This is a genomic window from Bacillus sp. (in: firmicutes) (assembly GCF_031983925.1).
GTDB lineage: Bacteria > Bacillota > Bacilli > Bacillales > Bacillaceae_G > Bacillus_A > Bacillus_A pacificus.
This window is the reverse complement of the sequence record NZ_DALYZR010000011.1, coordinates 110,006-127,323: the sequence shown is the minus strand read 5'-3', so window position 1 is coordinate 127,323 and position 17,318 is coordinate 110,006. Positions and strand designations below refer to the sequence as shown.

The 17,318-nt window shown below is 34.0% G+C and carries 12 protein-coding genes, 1 tRNA gene and 1 pseudogene; 13 read left to right on the top strand and 1 reads right to left on the bottom strand.

Features of this window, described 5'->3' with window-relative positions; all coding sequences use genetic code 11:
* Positions 1–65 precede the first annotated feature (65 nt).
* The 10 genes from RTP99_RS23315 (at position 66) to RTP99_RS23270 (ending at position 14,779) form a co-directional block, all read left to right on the top strand.
* Positions 66–138: transfer RNA gene (locus tag RTP99_RS23315), tRNA-Ala, on the top strand.
* A gap of 115 nt (positions 139–253) precedes the next feature.
* Positions 254–1,399 carry a glycerate kinase gene (locus tag RTP99_RS23310; RefSeq protein ID WP_000869571.1) on the top strand — a complete coding sequence of 382 codons (1,146 nt, stop codon included), beginning with the start codon at positions 254–256 and terminating at the stop codon, positions 1,397–1,399.
* A 209-nt stretch (positions 1,400–1,608) separates the two neighbouring features.
* Positions 1,609–2,502, top strand: a complete 894-nt coding sequence (gene rocF / locus RTP99_RS23305) for an arginase (RefSeq protein WP_000711567.1) — start codon at positions 1,609–1,611, stop codon at positions 2,500–2,502.
* 248 nt (positions 2,503–2,750) lie between these two features.
* Positions 2,751–3,572 carry a diadenylate cyclase CdaA gene (gene cdaA, locus RTP99_RS23300; protein WP_001115703.1) on the top strand — a complete coding sequence of 274 codons (822 nt, stop codon included), beginning with the start codon at positions 2,751–2,753 and terminating at the stop codon, positions 3,570–3,572.
* A complete protein-coding gene (locus RTP99_RS23295) occupies positions 3,565–5,052 on the top strand; it encodes a CdaR family protein (RefSeq protein WP_000359581.1) in 1,488 nt (495 codons plus the stop codon). The genes cdaA and RTP99_RS23295 overlap by 8 nt, the downstream gene beginning before the upstream one ends.
* Complete coding sequence (gene glmM, locus RTP99_RS23290; RefSeq protein ID WP_000521482.1) at positions 5,045–6,391, top strand: phosphoglucosamine mutase; 1,347 nt, start codon at positions 5,045–5,047, stop codon at positions 6,389–6,391. Before RTP99_RS23295 ends, glmM begins: the two co-directional genes overlap by 8 nt.
* A gap of 286 nt (positions 6,392–6,677) precedes the next feature.
* Positions 6,678–6,863, top strand: a complete 186-nt coding sequence (locus tag RTP99_RS23285; protein ID WP_001208183.1) for a hypothetical protein — start codon at positions 6,678–6,680, stop codon at positions 6,861–6,863.
* Positions 6,864–6,875: 12 nt separating this feature from the next.
* Positions 6,876–8,678, top strand: coding sequence for a glutamine--fructose-6-phosphate transaminase (isomerizing) (gene glmS, locus RTP99_RS23280; RefSeq protein WP_000334168.1), 1,803 nt, complete (start codon positions 6,876–6,878; stop codon positions 8,676–8,678).
* A 426-nt stretch (positions 8,679–9,104) separates the two neighbouring features.
* Complete coding sequence (locus tag RTP99_RS23275) at positions 9,105–11,642, top strand: DUF2726 domain-containing protein (protein ID WP_000730236.1); 2,538 nt, start codon at positions 9,105–9,107, stop codon at positions 11,640–11,642.
* Between the two features lie 389 nt (positions 11,643–12,031).
* Entirely contained in the window at positions 12,032–14,779 is a 2,748-nt protein-coding gene (locus RTP99_RS23270; RefSeq protein ID WP_001084943.1) for an ATP-dependent DNA helicase, read from the top strand.
* A 237-nt stretch (positions 14,780–15,016) separates the two neighbouring features.
* Here the strand turns inward: RTP99_RS23270 and RTP99_RS23265 are convergent, their stop codons facing one another.
* Positions 15,017–15,253, bottom strand: a complete 237-nt coding sequence (locus tag RTP99_RS23265) for a helix-turn-helix domain-containing protein (RefSeq protein ID WP_000687419.1) — start codon at positions 15,251–15,253, stop codon at positions 15,017–15,019.
* Between the two features lie 248 nt (positions 15,254–15,501).
* On the opposite strand from RTP99_RS23265, the pseudogene RTP99_RS23260 reads away from it, so the two are divergent.
* The 3 genes and pseudogenes from RTP99_RS23260 to RTP99_RS23250 all read left to right on the top strand — a co-directional run.
* Positions 15,502–16,106, top strand: a pseudogene (locus tag RTP99_RS23260) (IS4 family transposase); the annotation flags it as partial.
* 112 nt (positions 16,107–16,218) lie between these two features.
* A complete protein-coding gene (locus RTP99_RS23255) occupies positions 16,219–16,413 on the top strand; it encodes a helix-turn-helix transcriptional regulator (protein WP_000956454.1) in 195 nt (64 codons plus the stop codon).
* 2 nt (positions 16,414–16,415) lie between these two features.
* Entirely contained in the window at positions 16,416–16,922 is a 507-nt protein-coding gene (locus RTP99_RS23250; protein ID WP_000794172.1) for a DUF3278 domain-containing protein, read from the top strand.
* Positions 16,923–17,318 lie beyond the last annotated feature (396 nt).

Below are 17,318 nucleotides of genomic sequence, written 5' to 3'. Positions count from 1 at the left end.
GTAGAATACAACCTTGCCAAGGTTGGGGTCGCGGGTTCGAATCCCGTCTTCCGCTTAATTACTAAGGGGCCTTAGCTCAGCTGGGAGAGCGCCTGCCTTGCACGCAGGAGGTCAGCGGTTCGATCCCGCTAGGCTCCATCTAATAGAGAAAGCTTACATCATATGATGTAAGCTTTTTTTTTGTTTAAAAAGACAACTTTCATACTTGTCATTTAAAATGGAGAAAACGTGAAAATAAAGGATGGGGATAATTATGAAAGTTGTTATTGCATCTGATTCATATAAAGAAAGCTTAAAAGCTATAGAAGTATGTGAAGCTATTGAAAGAGGTTTTGGAGCAATTTTTCCTAAAGCAGAGTATGTAAAAATACCAATTGGAGACGGAGGGGAAGGAACGGTTGATTCCCTTGTTGATGCTACAAGCGGGAGGATTATATCATTTCATGTGACAGGACCGCTTAGAGAGAGCGTACAAGCCTTTTACGGTATGTCTAAAGATAAAAAGACAGCGTTTATTGAAATGGCAGCAGCATCAGGCTTACAACACGTTCCAGCTAAAAAGCGAAACCCACTTATTACGACGACGAAAGGAACAGGAGAACTTATACTACATGCGCTAGACGAAGGAGCTGAGCATATCATTTTAGGACTGGGAGGAAGTGCTACAAATGATGGAGGAGCGGGTATGTTGTCAGCTTTAGGAGTCAGGTTTATAAATGGAAAAGGAGAAGTAATAGAGCCGTCTGGTGGAACGTTACATTCGATTGTCTCTATTGATTTTTCACAAATGGATTCACGCTTAAAGCATATAAAGATAGAAGCAGCATGTGATGTAGATAATCCGTTAGTTGGAATAAGAGGAGCATCTTTCGTATTTGGGCGACAAAAGGGTGCGGATGAAGAGATGATGAAAGAGCTGGATGAGAATTTAAAGCATTATGCGCATATCCTTAAACAATACCTATTTTGCGACGTATCTAAAATACCTGGTGCAGGAGCTGCAGGAGGTATGGGAGCAGCTGTTATTGCAGTGCTGAAGGGAAGCTTGCGGAGGGGAATTGAAATTGTATTAGATTATACAAATTTTGATAAGCATATAGAAGGTGCAGATTTAATTATAACTGGCGAAGGGAGAATAGATGAACAAACAGCATATGGAAAGGCCCCAGTAGGTGTTGCGGAGCGTGCAAAGCTTTTTCATATTCCTGTCATTGCGATTGGGGGATCAGTATCTCCGAATTACTCGGCTGTTCATGAAAAAGGAATTGATGCAGTATTTAGTATTACAACAAGTCCGACGACATTAGAGGAGGCATATAAAGTAGCAGAAGAGAATATTGAAATGACAGCAAAGAATATTGCAGCAGTGTGGAAAATAGCATCAGAAAAACACTTCTAAATGCGGGAGTGTTTTTTATTATTATCTAATAATAATGATAGTAGTTGCTTCATTAAGTTAACTTTATACATGGAATAGTCTTAAAATTTGGATTTCGAAGCGAATATAAGTGAATAATTTGTATATACATACAGAAAAATGTCGAGTTGAGTCAGACTATATAAAAGATTTAAAATATTTAGTGAAGGAACAAAAGGGGGATACTATCTATGAAAAAAGAAATTTCAGTTATTGGAGTTCCAATGGATTTAGGACAGATGCGTCGTGGGGTTGATATGGGACCGAGCGCAATCCGTTATGCAGGTGTAATTGAAAGAATTGAAGAAATTGGATATGACGTTAAAGATATGGGAGATATATGTATAGAGAGAGAAAAAGAAGTAGATGTAAATACAAGCTTAAGAAACCTTACACAAGTTGCAACTGTATGTAACGAATTAGCAAGTAAGGTGGATCATATTATAGAAGAAGGACGTTTTCCACTTGTATTAGGTGGCGATCATAGTATCGCTATTGGTACATTAGCTGGTGTTGCGAAACATTATAAAAACCTAGGTGTTATTTGGTATGATGCACATGGCGATTTAAATACAGAAGAAACTTCACCATCTGGAAATATTCACGGTATGTCACTTGCAGCAAGTTTAGGGTATGGACATCCGGCGCTTGTAGATTTATACGGGGCATATCCAAAGGTGAAAAAAGAGAATGTTGTAATTATCGGTGCACGTGCATTAGATGAAGGAGAAAAAGACTTTATTCGAAATGAAGGTATTAAAGTATTTTCAATGCACGAGATTGATCGTATGGGTATGACGGCTGTTATGGAAGAAACAATCGCGTATTTATCTCATACTGATGGTGTGCATTTATCATTAGATTTAGATGGTCTTGATCCTCATGATGCACCAGGAGTTGGAACACCTGTAATTGGTGGCTTATCTTATCGTGAAAGTCATTTAGCAATGGAGATGTTAGCGGAAGCTGATATTGTTACATCTGCCGAGTTTGTTGAGGTAAATACGATTTTAGATGAGCGAAATAGAACGGCAACAACAGCGGTTGCTTTAATGGGTTCTTTATTCGGTGAAAAACTAAAATAAATGTAAGAAAAGCAACTGAGAAGTTGCTTTTTTTATTTGAAAATAGGCGTATAATAATGATTTATATTATACTGTACGATAAGAATGTTTGACATCTTACCAATTTAGACTAAAGGGGGGTGTTTGTAATTGTCGTTTGTTTCATGTATGGTATAATTAACTAGTTGTTGGAAATACATACAGATAGAGCATAAAACAATATTTCAATATATGGATAGAATTGCTCGTAAGTAGGAGGAAGGGTTAGCATGCCTTTTGAAGATACGACCATTTTGAAATATCTTAGTACGGCATTAGATATTGCCGTTGTATGGTTTATTATATATAAGCTAATTCTCATAATCCGAGGGACGAAAGCTGTTCAACTTTTAAAAGGGATTACAGTTATTATTGTCGTTCGGATGATCAGTATTTTCCTTGGATTGCGAACGCTATATTGGCTAACTGAACAAGTATTAACGTGGGGATTTTTAGCCGTTATTATTATTTTCCAGCCAGAATTGCGAAGAGCGCTTGAGCAGCTAGGACGCGGGAGTTTATTTTCGCGTACTGGAACTCATGAGGATGATGAGCCTGAAATGGTTGCAACAGCGATAGCAAAAGCAACGGAATATATGGGAAAACGTAGAATTGGTGCATTAATTACCTTGTCAAAAGAGACCGGTATGGGTGATTATGTAGAAACGGGTATTCCGCTAAATGCAAACGTATCATCGGAATTACTCATTAATATTTTCATTCCAAACACACCTCTTCACGATGGAGCAGTAATTATGCAAGGAAGTACCATTAAAGCAGCAGCTTGCTATCTTCCGTTATCAGAAAGTCCATTTATCTCTAAGGAGTTAGGAACTAGGCATCGCGCTGCAATGGGAGTTAGTGAAGTTACTGATAGCATTACAGTAGTTGTGTCGGAAGAAACAGGCCAAATTTCTTTAACGAAAAATGGTAAGTTGCATCGTGATTTGAAGACAGAACAACTGAAAGATATGTTGTTAGCTGAATTTAGTGCGAACGAAAAAACGACTTCTTCGTCTTTATGGAATTGGAGGAGAAAGCGTCATGGATAAGTTAATGGAGAATCATTGGTTTTTAAAGGGGATCTCATTACTATTGGCGTGTATGCTTTTTATGTCAGCGACTTTAACTGAAAAAAATACGACATCGGGGATCCTACCTTTTGCAAATGATGCGAAAGAAACATTAACTAATTATGCTATTAACGTTAAGTATGATGAAGAGAAATATATTGTAAGTGGTATTCCGGCAGAGGGCGTTAAGGTGAAGTTAGAGGGTCCAAAGGCAGCAGTTGCTACGGCAAAAGCGAAAAAACAATTTGATATACCAGTTGATTTGAGAGGTAGCGAAAAAGGAACGTATGAAGTTTCTTTGAAAACGAATGGACTTCCAGATGATGTGAAAGGAACAGTTCAGCCATCAACAATTAAAATTACTCTTCATGAAAAAGCGAGAAAATATGTTCATGTAGACTTGAAATTATCAAATGAGGATCAGATGTCAGCTGGTGCTACGCTCGAAAAATCAAACATTAAACCTGATACGGTTGAGGTAGTTGGGACGAAAGAAGAAATTGAAAGTATTTCATCTGCTAAGGCGTATGTTGATTTAAAAGGTGTTAATAAAACTGTTACAAAAACACCCGAAGTGACATTATACAATAAAGAAGGCAAACGTTTAAATGTAAGAACAAGTCCATCTAAAATTAGTGTAACGTTGAATGTGGCGACGCAAGCTACGGCCAATAATACTGAAAAAACTGTTCCTATAACATATGCGAAAAAGGGGAGTTTACCGGAAGGATTGGCCGTTACAAATGTTAGCGTTGAGCCGAGAGAAGTAACGATAGCAGGTCCAAAAGATATATTGGATAATATACAATCGATAGAGGGGGTCGAAGTAGATCTTAGTCAATTGACAGAGTCTACAACATTCGATACCTCTGTTTTATTACCAAAGGGTGTAACAAGTGCGAAGCCAAATCAAGTAAAGGTTTCAGTAGGCGTACAAAAAACAAAACAAACGAAAACAAGAACGATTGATGGTATATCAATTCAAAAAAATGGACTTTCTAAAGACGTTACGGCCCAGTTACTTTCGCCGCAAGATGGGAAGATAAGCGTTGATATTTCAGGAGAAACAAGTATAGTAGATAAAATAACAGCTGCTCAAATAACAGCAGTGATTAATCTACAAAATGTGTCTCCTGGGACGAAGGATGTTGCTATTCAAGTGAGTGGCCCTGGTAATATTTCAATAGAGCCAAAACAAAAAAGTGCTAAAGTCACAATTGTGAAGAAAGAAAATCCTGATAAAGAAGTACAGGGTAACGGTGAGCAACCAAATTCAAATAATAATAAAGATAATCAAACTGAAAAACCAAAAAATCCTGAACCTGAACCTAAGCCTGATCCAGAAAAGGAAAAGGAGAAGGAGAAGGAACCGGAACAAAATAAAGATAAAGAAACTAGCCAAGAGCCAACAGTAGATAATCAAAAAGAGCCAGAAAAAGGAGCGAATCATAATGGGTAAATATTTTGGTACAGATGGAGTACGCGGGGTTGCGAATCAGGAGTTAACACCTGAGTTAGCGTTCAAAATTGGACGTTTTGGTGGTTATGTATTAACAAAAGATACAGACCGTCCAAAAGTAATTATCGGCCGTGATACACGTATATCAGGACATATGTTAGAAGGAGCTTTAGTAGCAGGTCTATTATCAACTGGAGCAGAAGTAATGCGTCTTGGTGTTATTTCTACACCAGGTGTTGCTTATTTAACGAAAGCGTTAGATGCACAAGCTGGTGTTATGATTTCTGCATCTCATAATCCAGTACAAGATAACGGAATTAAATTCTTCGGTTCAGACGGTTTTAAATTAACAGATGAGCAAGAAGCAGAAATCGAAGCTTTATTAGACAAAGAAGTGGATGAATTACCACGTCCAACAGGTACGAACCTTGGGCAAGTGAGTGATTATTTTGAAGGTGGACAAAAGTATTTACAATACATTAAACAAACTGTAGAGGAAGATTTCTCAGGTTTGCATATCGCTTTAGATTGTGCGCATGGTGCTACATCTTCTTTAGCTCCGTACTTATTTGCTGATTTAGAAGCTGATATTTCAACAATGGGAACTTCACCAAATGGTATGAACATTAACGATGGAGTAGGTTCTACGCATCCAGAAGTATTAGCTGAATTAGTAAAAGAAAAAGGTGCTGATATTGGTCTTGCTTTCGATGGTGATGGTGACCGTTTAATCGCTGTAGATGAAAAAGGAAACATTGTTGATGGCGATCAAATTATGTTTATTTGTGCAAAGTACATGAAAGAAACTGGTCAACTAAAGCACAATACAGTTGTTTCAACAGTTATGAGTAACTTAGGTTTCTACAAAGCACTTGAAGCTAACGGTATTACAAGTGATAAAACAGCAGTTGGTGACCGCTACGTAATGGAAGAAATGAAGCGCGGAGGTTACAACTTAGGTGGAGAACAATCAGGACATATTATCTTACTTGATTACATTACAACTGGTGATGGAATGTTAAGTGCACTTCAACTTGTAAACATTATGAAAATGACGAAAAAACCATTATCTGAGCTTGCAGGAGAAATGACAAAATTCCCGCAATTACTAGTAAACGTTCGTGTAACAGATAAAAAACTAGCACTAGAAAACGAAAAAATTAAAGAAATTATTCGTGTTGTAGAGGAAGAAATGAACGGTGATGGCCGCATTCTTGTTCGTCCATCTGGAACAGAACCACTTATTCGTGTAATGGCAGAAGCACCAACACAAGAAGTTTGTGATGCATATGTACATCGCATTGTAGAAGTTGTGAAAGCGGAAGTTGGCGCTGAATAATTTAATAAATTTATTGAAAAGGAGCACAATAAGTGCTCCTTTTTCATATGTTTTATAGATGGTGAAAAAATTTTCATTGACGGTTTATCCATGTTTGTTATAAGATGGTCTTGTTCTTTTTCTCAAAGGAAATATTGTAAATTATAGAAGCGCCAGAACTACAAGTAGTGTAGTTGACGAGGTGGGGTTTATCGAGATTTCGGCGGATGGCTCCCGGTTGTTCATCACAACCGCAAGCTTTTACTTAAATCATTAAGGTGACTTAGTGGACAAAGGTGAAAGTGTGATGAGAGAAAAGGAACGGATACAAACTAGCTGTATAAGTATATACGGACTTAAACCCAATCGAGAGGAAGGTGAAAGCCGTTACAAGCTTACAGGGCTAGCAATATGTAATCCGTTTTTTAGTATAAATAAAAATGGTATCGGACTATGTCGTTACATGTTCGCAGAGCAGTGTAAGCATTTGTAACGGCGACTAAACATGTGTGGAATCGTAGGATTTATTGGAGAGCAAGATGCAAAGGAAATTTTATTAAAAGGTTTAGAAAAGCTAGAATATCGTGGATATGATTCAGCAGGTATTGCAGTACAAGCAGAGAACGGTGTTGTTGTATACAAAGAAAAAGGCCGTATTGCAAAACTTCGCGAAATCGTAGATGAGAACGTAGCAACAAGCGTGGGAATCGGTCACACACGCTGGGCTACACATGGTGTTCCGAGCAAAGTAAACGCGCATCCGCATCAAAGTACATCAAAGCGTTTTACACTAGTTCATAACGGTGTAATTGAAAACTATGAGTTAGTGAAGAAGGAATATTTACAAGATGTAACGTTCGTAAGTGAAACGGATACAGAGGTTATCGTACAGCTTATGGAACAACAAGTGAGCACAGGACTAAGTGTAGAAGAAGCGTTCCGTAATACGCTATCTCTTTTACATGGCTCTTATGCAATCGGATTACTTGATGCTGAAAATCCAAACATGATTTATGTTGCTAAAAACAAAAGCCCGCTATTAGTAGGTGTTGGTGACAACTTTAATGTTGTGGCGAGCGACGCTATGGCGATGTTACAAGTTACAGATCAATTTATTGAATTAATGGATAAAGAAATTGTAATTGTAACGAAAGAAAGTATTACAATTAAAAACTTACAAGGTGAAACGATTGAACGTGCACCGTTTACAGCGGAATTAGACGCAAGTGATATTGAAAAAGGAACATACCCTCATTTCATGCTTAAAGAAATCGATGAGCAACCACTTGTTATCCGTAATATAATTCAAAAGTATCAAGATGAAAATGGCGAGATTGAATTAGATCAAGACATCCGCAATGCGATTTTAGATAGCGATCGTATTTATATCATTGCATGTGGAACAAGTTATCATGCAGGTCTTGTTGGAAAACAATTTATCGAGAAGTTTGCAAAAATGCCAGTTGAAGTGCATGTAGCAAGTGAATTCTCTTATAACATGCCATTATTAACAGAAAGACCATTCTTCATTTACATTTCACAAAGTGGTGAAACAGCTGATAGCCGTGCAGTACTTGTACAAACAAATGAAATGGGTCATAAAGCATTAACGATTACAAACGTACCTGGTTCTACACTTTCTCGTGAAGCGGATTATACACTTCCGTTATACGCGGGACCAGAAATCGCAGTTGCATCAACGAAAGCTTACACAGCACAGCTTGCAGTACTTTCAATTTTAGCTGCAGATATTGCTAAAGCAAAAGGTGAAGTTCTTGGTTTTGACTTAACACACGAACTAGGACTTGTAGCAAATGCAATGGTACAACTTTGTGATCAAAAAGAAGAAATGGACGCATTAGCAAAACAATTTTTAGCAACAACGCGTAACTGCTTCTTCATCGGACGTAGCGTAGACTTCTACGTAGGATTAGAAGGTGCGTTAAAGCTAAAAGAAATCTCTTACATCCAAGCAGAAGGATTTGCTGGAGGAGAATTAAAACACGGTACAATCGCTTTAATTGAAAATGGTACACCAGTTATCGCACTTGCTACACAAGAGCACGTAAACCTTGGAATTCGTGGTAACGTGAAAGAAGTAGTAGCACGCGGAGCTAACCCATGTATCATCTCAATGAAAGGCTTAGAAATGGAAGGTGACAGCTTCGTATTACCAGCTGTACACGAAGCGCTAGCACCGCTAGTAGCAGTTATTCCATTACAACTTATCTCATACTACGCAGCACTTCACCGCGAGTGTGACGTTGATAAGCCACGTAACTTAGCTAAGTCTGTTACGGTTGAGTAGGAGATTGGTAGGTTAATAAATATAGTTGTAAAGTGACAAGAAAGTTGTACCATTTACAACAAAGTTATTCATACTACAAGAAAGTTGTACATTTAGAAATGAAGTGACTTGTTAGATTATAGGAGAAAAAGCATGACATAAAAATGTCATGCTTTTTGTGTTAAGAATGGTTAATTGATAATGAACTTCGTTCATTATACATAATATGTGTAGATTTATTGTTAAATTTGATAAAACATATGTTAAATACAGCAGTCTTTTTATAATTCTAACCAAATAGTTTAGTGAAAAAAGAAACTAATTAAAAGAGTAACTTACTAAGGGAGATTGTGATTTTTTAGGGAATAAAACGAACGGTTCATAAAAAAACAGTAGTTGTAACATACAATGATAAAATAGTAAATAAAAAAGATAAGGTGATATGAAATGAAGAAAAAACGGAATTTTAAAAAAAGAGATATGAAGATTGCAGCATCGACTCAGGTATTAGAAAAGGATAATGATGAATTATCTATTGAAGATATTCATTGGGAATACTCCGTAAATGAAAAATTTGAGCCAGATACATATGATAAACTAATGCCTTTATTGTATCCAAAGGAAATTCATGAAGAAGGTATTTCTGAGGAAGAAATTAAGCACCGTTTTGCGGTAGAAAAATTATTTTATGAGAAAGATAATTTAAGTTTATTATTAAAGTATATATATGGTAAGTGTGGAAAGTTAAGTAAAGCAAGCGTTGAAGCAACGCATTTTTTGATGGTTATATCAAGAATTATGTATTTATATCATACTTTAGGTGACTTTAAAGGAGCTTTAGAGTTATTAAAAGTTGCAGGGGTAGGGAATTGTTCAAAAGCTTTATTAAAAATAGATGAGGAGGCAAGAGAACAAGAATTAGTAAATTATTATTACTTTGTCTTCTTATATTTAATTACTAAGAAGGAAAATGAAGAATTTTTAGAAGAAGATAAGGAGATAACTGTAAATTTATTTGAACTATGCATAGATAACCGGATAGAACTTCAAAATATTAGTTACTATAGAGTTGATACTTATTACATTGCAAGGTTATTTTTTATGAATTACCAACATTTGTATAGTAAAGTTGGGAAACAAAAGTTTGAACATGTAGTAATGAATTTTTCTCATTTATTACTTAATAAGAAATTTTATTTCTTTGATTCCATTAATGGCTGGAAAAGTAGTACTCAAAATTTCCTTGAAGAGTGGGATGAATTTTATAGTGGAGTAGAAGAACTAATATTAAATGATTTAGTAATTCGTTTTTTGTACTTTATAAAACCAGTTTTTAAGGGATACATTTATTTTGAATTTCGTGACCCAATTGAAGGTGTTCTACCGAAGTTTAAAACTTTTTTTAAAAAATGGAAAGTAGATTTTGTAATGAAATATAGGGATGTTTTAGGGACTCTAACTAAAAAAATATGTGAGATAGATGATTATGGTCAAAATTTTATTTGTTCGCAACAAGATATTACATGTTTTTTTGATTTGTTAGATGAATCAAAGCATACAAAATATAAAAAAAAATTCGCGGAAGAATATATTTTGTCAAATATAACATCATATTCTTTTATGAAGTTTTATGAAGAGAAAATGTATCGTCAGTTTGCTTTATTATACAATAAATGTGAAAATGAAAAATTAAAAGAACAAGTTAAGAATGGACTTTCTTTTGAATTAGCATATTGTTTATCTGAAAGTGGTGAAAAAGAACAGGCTAAGGAAATATATGAGGCTATGATTAAAAAGGGAAAAGAAGGATCAGGAGTTTTTAATAACTTGGGAGTCATTTACCGAGATATAGATAAAAATTACATGAAAGCTTTAGATTTATTTAACAAAGCGAATAAGATATTACCCAATGATCAAATAATAATACAAAATATAAATACTACAAAAAAAATGATTGATGAGCAAAAATCTCATCCGCAAAAAATAGTTGAGCGCTATTTTAAAAAGACGGATAGTCAACATAAAAAAATCATTTTTACAATTTATCGTTTTCAAGGTCAGGAATATGTATCTAATGAATTACTTATGAATGCTACTAATTTTAAAGGGCGTTATTTTGAAAAACTTATAAGGCACTTGCAATCATTAGAACTGATTTATTTTGATGCTGGAAGAGGATGGTACATTGATCAGGCAATTAAAGAAAATGTAGAGAGCTATATAAATCCTAAGTTGGAGCGACAAATTATTAAATGGGATAATAATTGTTTTTATCGTCCTATTTTCTATCATGAGGCAGAGATCAATTTATATAGGGTTTTAAAGGAATTGTTTCCGATGCACTTAGTATTTCCGAATATGGATTTAAAAACTATAATTGATGCTGAAAAAATCCGTGATTACCTTGATAATGATATATTAGACTATTTCTTTAAGGCGCATGTAGACTTTGCAATTGTTGATACAACAAATTATTTTCCTATTATGACATATGAACGTGACAGTACTTATCAAGACCACGAGCCTCAAAAAAGCAATGCCATAAAGAAAAATATAATTTTCCAAACAAGTGGTCTACCTTTAATTCGCCTTCGCTATAGCCCTTCAATGGATTATGAGCGCTTGAAAGAAGAAATAAAACAGACAACAAAGGAGTTCCTTTTAGAAATTCAACAAGGTAATAATAGTGAGAGTAAGCGTATACTTAAATCTTTTGATTTAAAAAAGTTTGATATCTACAATGAGTTACCTAATATTAATGATATTCAAGACAAGTGGTCTGCTATTGTTGGTGAATTAATCGCTGAAAATACTATTGAGATACAAATGTTAAAAGAGACCGGTATTGTAATAATTTTTTTAAGCGAAAAAGTTAAATCAATAGTGGAAATGGGAAAAGAAAACATAAAGAAAAGCATGTATCAAGAATTTCCGGTACTTAATGCACTTGAATTTAAATGGGAAAGCAGTAAAAAAGAAGATTAAATTTTGGCGCTTCTAGTCACTATTGGGGACTGGAATGTTATTAGGTGTGTTAATTTCAGCTTTAGAGTGGAGGGAAACATAGTATATACAATATATGAATTTACCTTATTATTATGAAGTATATGATAAAAAGCACGATATAAATTTATCGTGCTTTTTATTTTATCTAGGTTTTTATAGGGATAAAAGGTAAGAAATCAATATGTAGTTTTACAAACGTTTTTAAAGTCCATATATTGATATGTTGTTTGTTCGGTGATATAATAAGTTTTTGTGTAAGGAAGATATTGTATAAAATATTAAAGGGTTATAGTGAAAGTAAAACTACTCTAAACAAGAGAGTTATATAAAAGAGAGATTGCAAGTTAGAAAAGTAGAGGGGGCAGTAGATGAATTCTAAAGCAGATGTAATTTTAGACATATTTGAAGAAAAGCTAATCAAACACTATGGTACTAGTATTATTAGGGCATCTCAGTTACAAATGGCATTAGATATTGGAGAGTTTTTGGAGTCTAGTAAGAGAGTAATGATTATTGAGGCACCAGTAGGAACAGGAAAGTCATTAGGAGCATTAGTTCCAGTCTTAGTAGATCGGAAATATAATACATTCGATAAAAGGAATGTTATGTATGCTACTGCTACTATTAATTTGCAAGGACAGTTAATGAGGAGTGAAATTCCACTATTACGTAAACTGGGGTTAGTAAATAACCCAATTGTTGCAAAGGGAAAATCACATTATTATTGTCACTTTAGGATGAAGAATTCAAGTCAAAAAATAGAAAACGAATTATTTTCGCGTACAGATCAACATGTTTTGGAAAAGTTTTTTCGATTAAGTAAGACGGGGCAAAGGAGCGAATTAGAAGAGGAACATGGCTTTAATATAGAGGATAAAAAATGGAAAAGAGTTGAGTTATCTAATAAGTCTAATTGTAGGGCTTGTCAATTTTCAATGGTATGTCCGACGATTATACATCGGAGAAGATTTAAAGCAATTGAAAATGATGTAGTTATAACCAATCATGATCAACTAATTAATTCGTTTTTAAATGCAATGGATATGGATAGTATTTATGAGCCAGTACTAAAAACTGATATGGGGCTAGTGATAATTGATGAAGCTCACGATTTTTTGGAAACATTTATTGGTCGTTTAGAAAAAACGTTTACTCTGTCTTACTTGAGGAATCTTGAAAAATATATAGAACGGGACAATTATAAGTGGAAAAAAGCCGTAGATAGATTAGGAGCATGGGTAAAAAGGAACAAAGAATATAATAAGAAGTCAGATGCGGGGCGCTACTTGTTAACAGACTTTGTATTTTCTATTTTAAAGACGCTACAAAAAATCTTAAATGAAAATCTATTTCAGGCAAAGTACCGAAGGGCTGAAATATTGGACGAATTGTCTGGTATTCTCCATAGATTTTTACAGAAGGAGAAGTATACGTCTTGGATAAGCTTAGAAGATAATGAATTTCATGTCATAGAAAATAATTATAAAGAGGTATTCCGACAGATGTTAGATTATATCAAGAATTCCAATAAAATTATATTTATGTCGGGTACCCTTACGGTGAATAAAGATTTTTCTTATATTAAAAATCAATGGAATATTAAAAGTGGAGAAGCGGTAACAAAAGTTTTAAATAGTCCATTCGATTACAAGAATCAAGCACTTATTTACATACCTAAGAAATTAGGTAATCCTAATAAAGATGAGTTTATAGAAAATGCATTAAAAGAGATTCGTAAATTACTGAGGTTGACAGGGGGACGTACGCTTCTTTTAAATACCTCTAAGGACCATATGGATGAATTTTATAATGGAATCAAAGTAGAATTAGCGACTTCTAACGTTCCATTATACAAACAAGGAGAAAGTGGAGTTGAAAATTTAACTAAACGTTTTAAAGAATTAGAAGAGAGTGTGTTAGTTGGATCCGGTAGTTTTTTCTCTGGGTTTTCAATAGCAGGAACTTCTTTAACATCAGTTATTATAAATAAGTTACCATTTCCAGCTTTTAATGATCCTATTATAGAGTTAATGAGTATGGGAATTAAAAAGGAAGATAGGTTTAAAAAAGTTAGTTATCCAATGATGATAAATAAGTTAGATCAAGCGGTAGGGCGCTTAATTAGAAGTATTGAGGATTATGGAATTGTCACAATACTTGATGAGCGCATTTATACATCTCAAGGGTATGGTAAGGATGTGCGAGAGTTATTAAAAGAACAAGGGTATGTACTGACTAGATCATGGGAAGAGGTAGAATCTTTTTATATTAAAAAGTTAGAAAAAGGAGCAGAAGCTGAATATAAACCATATAACAAAGAAGCATTAGATATTGGAAATTTGTTAAGCCGTCCTAACCGTAAATTATTAGCTAAAATACAGAAGAGAAAACATATAAAAGTGAAAATGTATGAACCTAAGAAGATAAAAAAAGATCAAAAGTTATTCTTAGAAAAGGTATGTAAAGATGCTAACTTTAAAATTATTCTAAATGGAACTACAGAGCTTGTATTTAAAGAAGTCTGTATTAGTTTAGCTATGGATAAACTTCCTATTCCTCAAACAATGAAGGATTTTCCATATAGAGATATTGAAGAGAAAGAAAAGCTTAGTCAATATTTAGATTTTAAAGTAGCTAATAAGACGGTAGAAGAAATCTATAGGGAAAATGAAGTGAAGACAACAAAAAACAGAGTAAATAAAGACCAAAGAGAATTTTTAAAGAATCTCATGGAACAGGAAGGAATAACAGGTTCTATAAAGAGAGAAGTAAACGATGCTTATAAGGTAGTATATGATGAACTATACAGTAATTGGAAGGATGTGTCTTATTTAAGGGAGTGTTTTCCATATCAAGATGAAGAAGAAAAAAGGGAGTTATTTACTTACCATGGGGGAACGAGGAAAAGGGCATATCCTTTATGTACGCAATTAGGGTGCAGTGGTGAATGTAGTGAACAGGAACATAAGCAAATAATAGCTTATCTTATCGATACCTATGGAGCTACAAAGATTGAATATATGGGGGGAACTGGGAAACAACGGGTTCTAATTGAACCTATAGAAATATTAGATCAAGATGAATTTCGACCAAGTGAACTATTACAAAATGTTTAAAAACATTCTAAAAAGATGCGAGGAAGCTATTCTTTATACTATTACTAGTTTTGCTATGGGGAACAATAGCAGAATAAAAAATTAGTTTATTATGCTTTTTTATACTGTATAGTTTTTATAACAAGCAAAAGAAGAAATATAATGATACTATTTCTTTTGCTTGTTACTTAATCTAAAATAATTACTTAAAGTTTGTATTTTCTATAGTTATTTAATATTAATTTTAATAAGGTGGTATTACTCTTTGGACTTTGAGACTAAAAATTCTACTTCTTGAATTAACAGGGAGGGTTTGACATCAAGAGTTTCAGCTAATGCAAATATAGTATTGATTGTGGGTTTTCTTTTACCACGTTCAAGAAGACTAATATATGTTCTATCTAAACTAGAGTTAAGTGCGAGCTGTTCTTGACTTATATTAGTGATATGCCGGTATTTTTGTAGGGTAATTCCAAAGGCTTCTTCGATTTTCAAGAAATCACTCTCCTTATATTTATAAGATAATTTTGAGAGAGTAATCTTCTTTTAACTACAGACTATAGTCTGCATTTATTTGTAATATACAGCCAATGTTTAGGGGGAAGTATAAAGAAAACGGCCATAATGTAGTTATTAGGCCTCACCATACATGCCCATCAATTTAAGAGATTTTAATACCCCCTAATTACTCAAAAACGTCATTCTTTCTAAACAAGCTAGATTAGAAAGAATGACGTTTTTTGATGAACCCCTTGATTCAAGATGAACTACAACTATTTGCAAAGGGATTACAACGATATGTGACACCTGTATTTTTAGAAGAACTTGCAAGAGAAATGGGATTTATAAAGCGAAAACGTAAGTTTTCTTGCTCAGACTTAGCCCCGATTTGTATTTGGATCAGTAACGAGTAGCAGGTGATCCCTTAGTATGATTATGTAGTAAGCTTCATGCAGCCACTTGCACTTTACTCAGCCCTGAGGGCTTAAATAAACGTTTAAATGCTAAAGCAGTTTTGTTTTCATAACATATTTTCTCTTTACTGTTACAACAAAAGGTATGTGAACAAACACAAATCTCTAACCATCTCTTCTCTTATTTTCAACGAATACGTATCTTAGATGCTACTGTATTTCAGGTACCGAATGCTTTAGAAGATGTATATCCAGGCTCTGGAGGCTGTGCTCAAACAGCCGAAATCAAAATTCAATTAGGATATGATCTGCACAGTAGAAAATTTCTTAACTTTCAAGTTGGACCAGAAAAAAATAACGACAAAATATTTGGCACGAAGTGCTTAAATACTTTACGACCAGGAGATTTATGTATTCGTGATTCGGCTTATTTCTTGTCGAAATTCATACTGGGATCTTATAAATATATATGACACTTGACGTATATAAAAAACAAATGTAATATATAAATAACAAAAGTAAACTATAGTATTGGAGGGTTTTTAGATGCTTACCAAAGTTAAGCGGATTCGACTTGAAAAAGGTATGACACAAGGAGAATTAGCAAAATTGACAAATGTTAGCAGGCAAACAATAGGTTTAATTGAACAAGGCGCATATAATCCATCTTTAAATCTTTGTATTAAGATTTGTCAAACCCTTGGAGTTACTTTAAATGATTTATTTTGGGAGGAGTTGTAATAATGAAAAATATGTTAGAAAAAATGTACTTGAGATTTATAAACAAGGTAAGTGAAAGAGATGAATATCAAATACAAGAAATAAACAAAGAGTTTGCTATTGCAGGGTTAATGTTATGGTATACAAATATATTAGCTATGTTTATTATGCTAGTAGTGGATACTATTAATCAAACCTTATCCATAGGAACTATAATTACCTTTGTGGTCAATATGCTTTACGCTAACTATCTAATGTGGAAATTAAAAAAGAAAAAATTGAATGATATAGAGTGCTCTACAAAAGAAGAATTTTTTAAAAAGAAAAAACAGATTAAAAAATCTAGTATTAGAGCGGGTTTACTTTGGACTTTTGAAATGTTTATATTAATGTGTTATGTTTTTCCTTATTTAAGCTCAGGAAAAATATCAGTTTCTTTCTCTGATATTATTATATGGGTTTGTGCAGGCTTATTCTTTGGTTCTAGCATGTATGTAATTTCCTTATTTAATTTAAAAAAGTTATATTAGTTGAAATTAGAATATAAATGAAATACGGTCTATAGAATTAAACCTTTCTTTCTATAAATTCTAAAATTGGATAACATATATTTTAAGCATACTGTTAGAAAGTAAGAAATTTTATGCATATTATAATTGCTAGTTCTAGTTTCTATAAATTAAAAGCGATTAAATTAAAACCCAATTTAATCGCTTTTTTCATTCTAATCATTATTAGATATAAAATTTATTAGCAACCGCCAATGCCGCCAGCAATGCCGCCAGCTAAAGCGCCTACTCCGCTGCCATAAATTACAGCAGGGCCGAATTCCCAAGTGTATCCAGCTCCTGTTAGGAATCCACTAACTGCACCAGAAGCGATGCCTGCTACACATTTACCAGCTCCACCAGCTGAAATTTCTAAAA

Excerpts from the sequence above, each read along its gene's own strand:
- RTP99_RS23310 (WP_000869571.1), top strand. The coding sequence starts at position 254 with ATGAAAGTTGTTATTGCATCTGATTCATATAAAGAAAGCTTAAAAGCT.
- rocF (WP_000711567.1), top strand. The coding sequence starts at position 1,609 with ATGAAAAAAGAAATTTCAGTTATTGGAGTTCCAATGGATTTAGGACAG.
- cdaA (WP_001115703.1), top strand. The coding sequence starts at position 2,751 with ATGCCTTTTGAAGATACGACCATTTTGAAATATCTTAGTACGGCATTA.
- RTP99_RS23295 (WP_000359581.1), top strand. The coding sequence starts at position 3,565 with ATGGATAAGTTAATGGAGAATCATTGGTTTTTAAAGGGGATCTCATTA.
- glmM (WP_000521482.1), top strand. The coding sequence starts at position 5,045 with ATGGGTAAATATTTTGGTACAGATGGAGTACGCGGGGTTGCGAATCAG.
- RTP99_RS23285 (WP_001208183.1), top strand. The coding sequence starts at position 6,678 with ATGAGAGAAAAGGAACGGATACAAACTAGCTGTATAAGTATATACGGA.
- glmS (WP_000334168.1), top strand. The coding sequence starts at position 6,876 with ATGTGTGGAATCGTAGGATTTATTGGAGAGCAAGATGCAAAGGAAATT.
- RTP99_RS23275 (WP_000730236.1), top strand. The coding sequence starts at position 9,105 with ATGAAGAAAAAACGGAATTTTAAAAAAAGAGATATGAAGATTGCAGCA.
- RTP99_RS23270 (WP_001084943.1), top strand. The coding sequence starts at position 12,032 with ATGAATTCTAAAGCAGATGTAATTTTAGACATATTTGAAGAAAAGCTA.
- RTP99_RS23255 (WP_000956454.1), top strand. The coding sequence starts at position 16,219 with ATGCTTACCAAAGTTAAGCGGATTCGACTTGAAAAAGGTATGACACAA.
- RTP99_RS23250 (WP_000794172.1), top strand. The coding sequence starts at position 16,416 with ATGAAAAATATGTTAGAAAAAATGTACTTGAGATTTATAAACAAGGTA.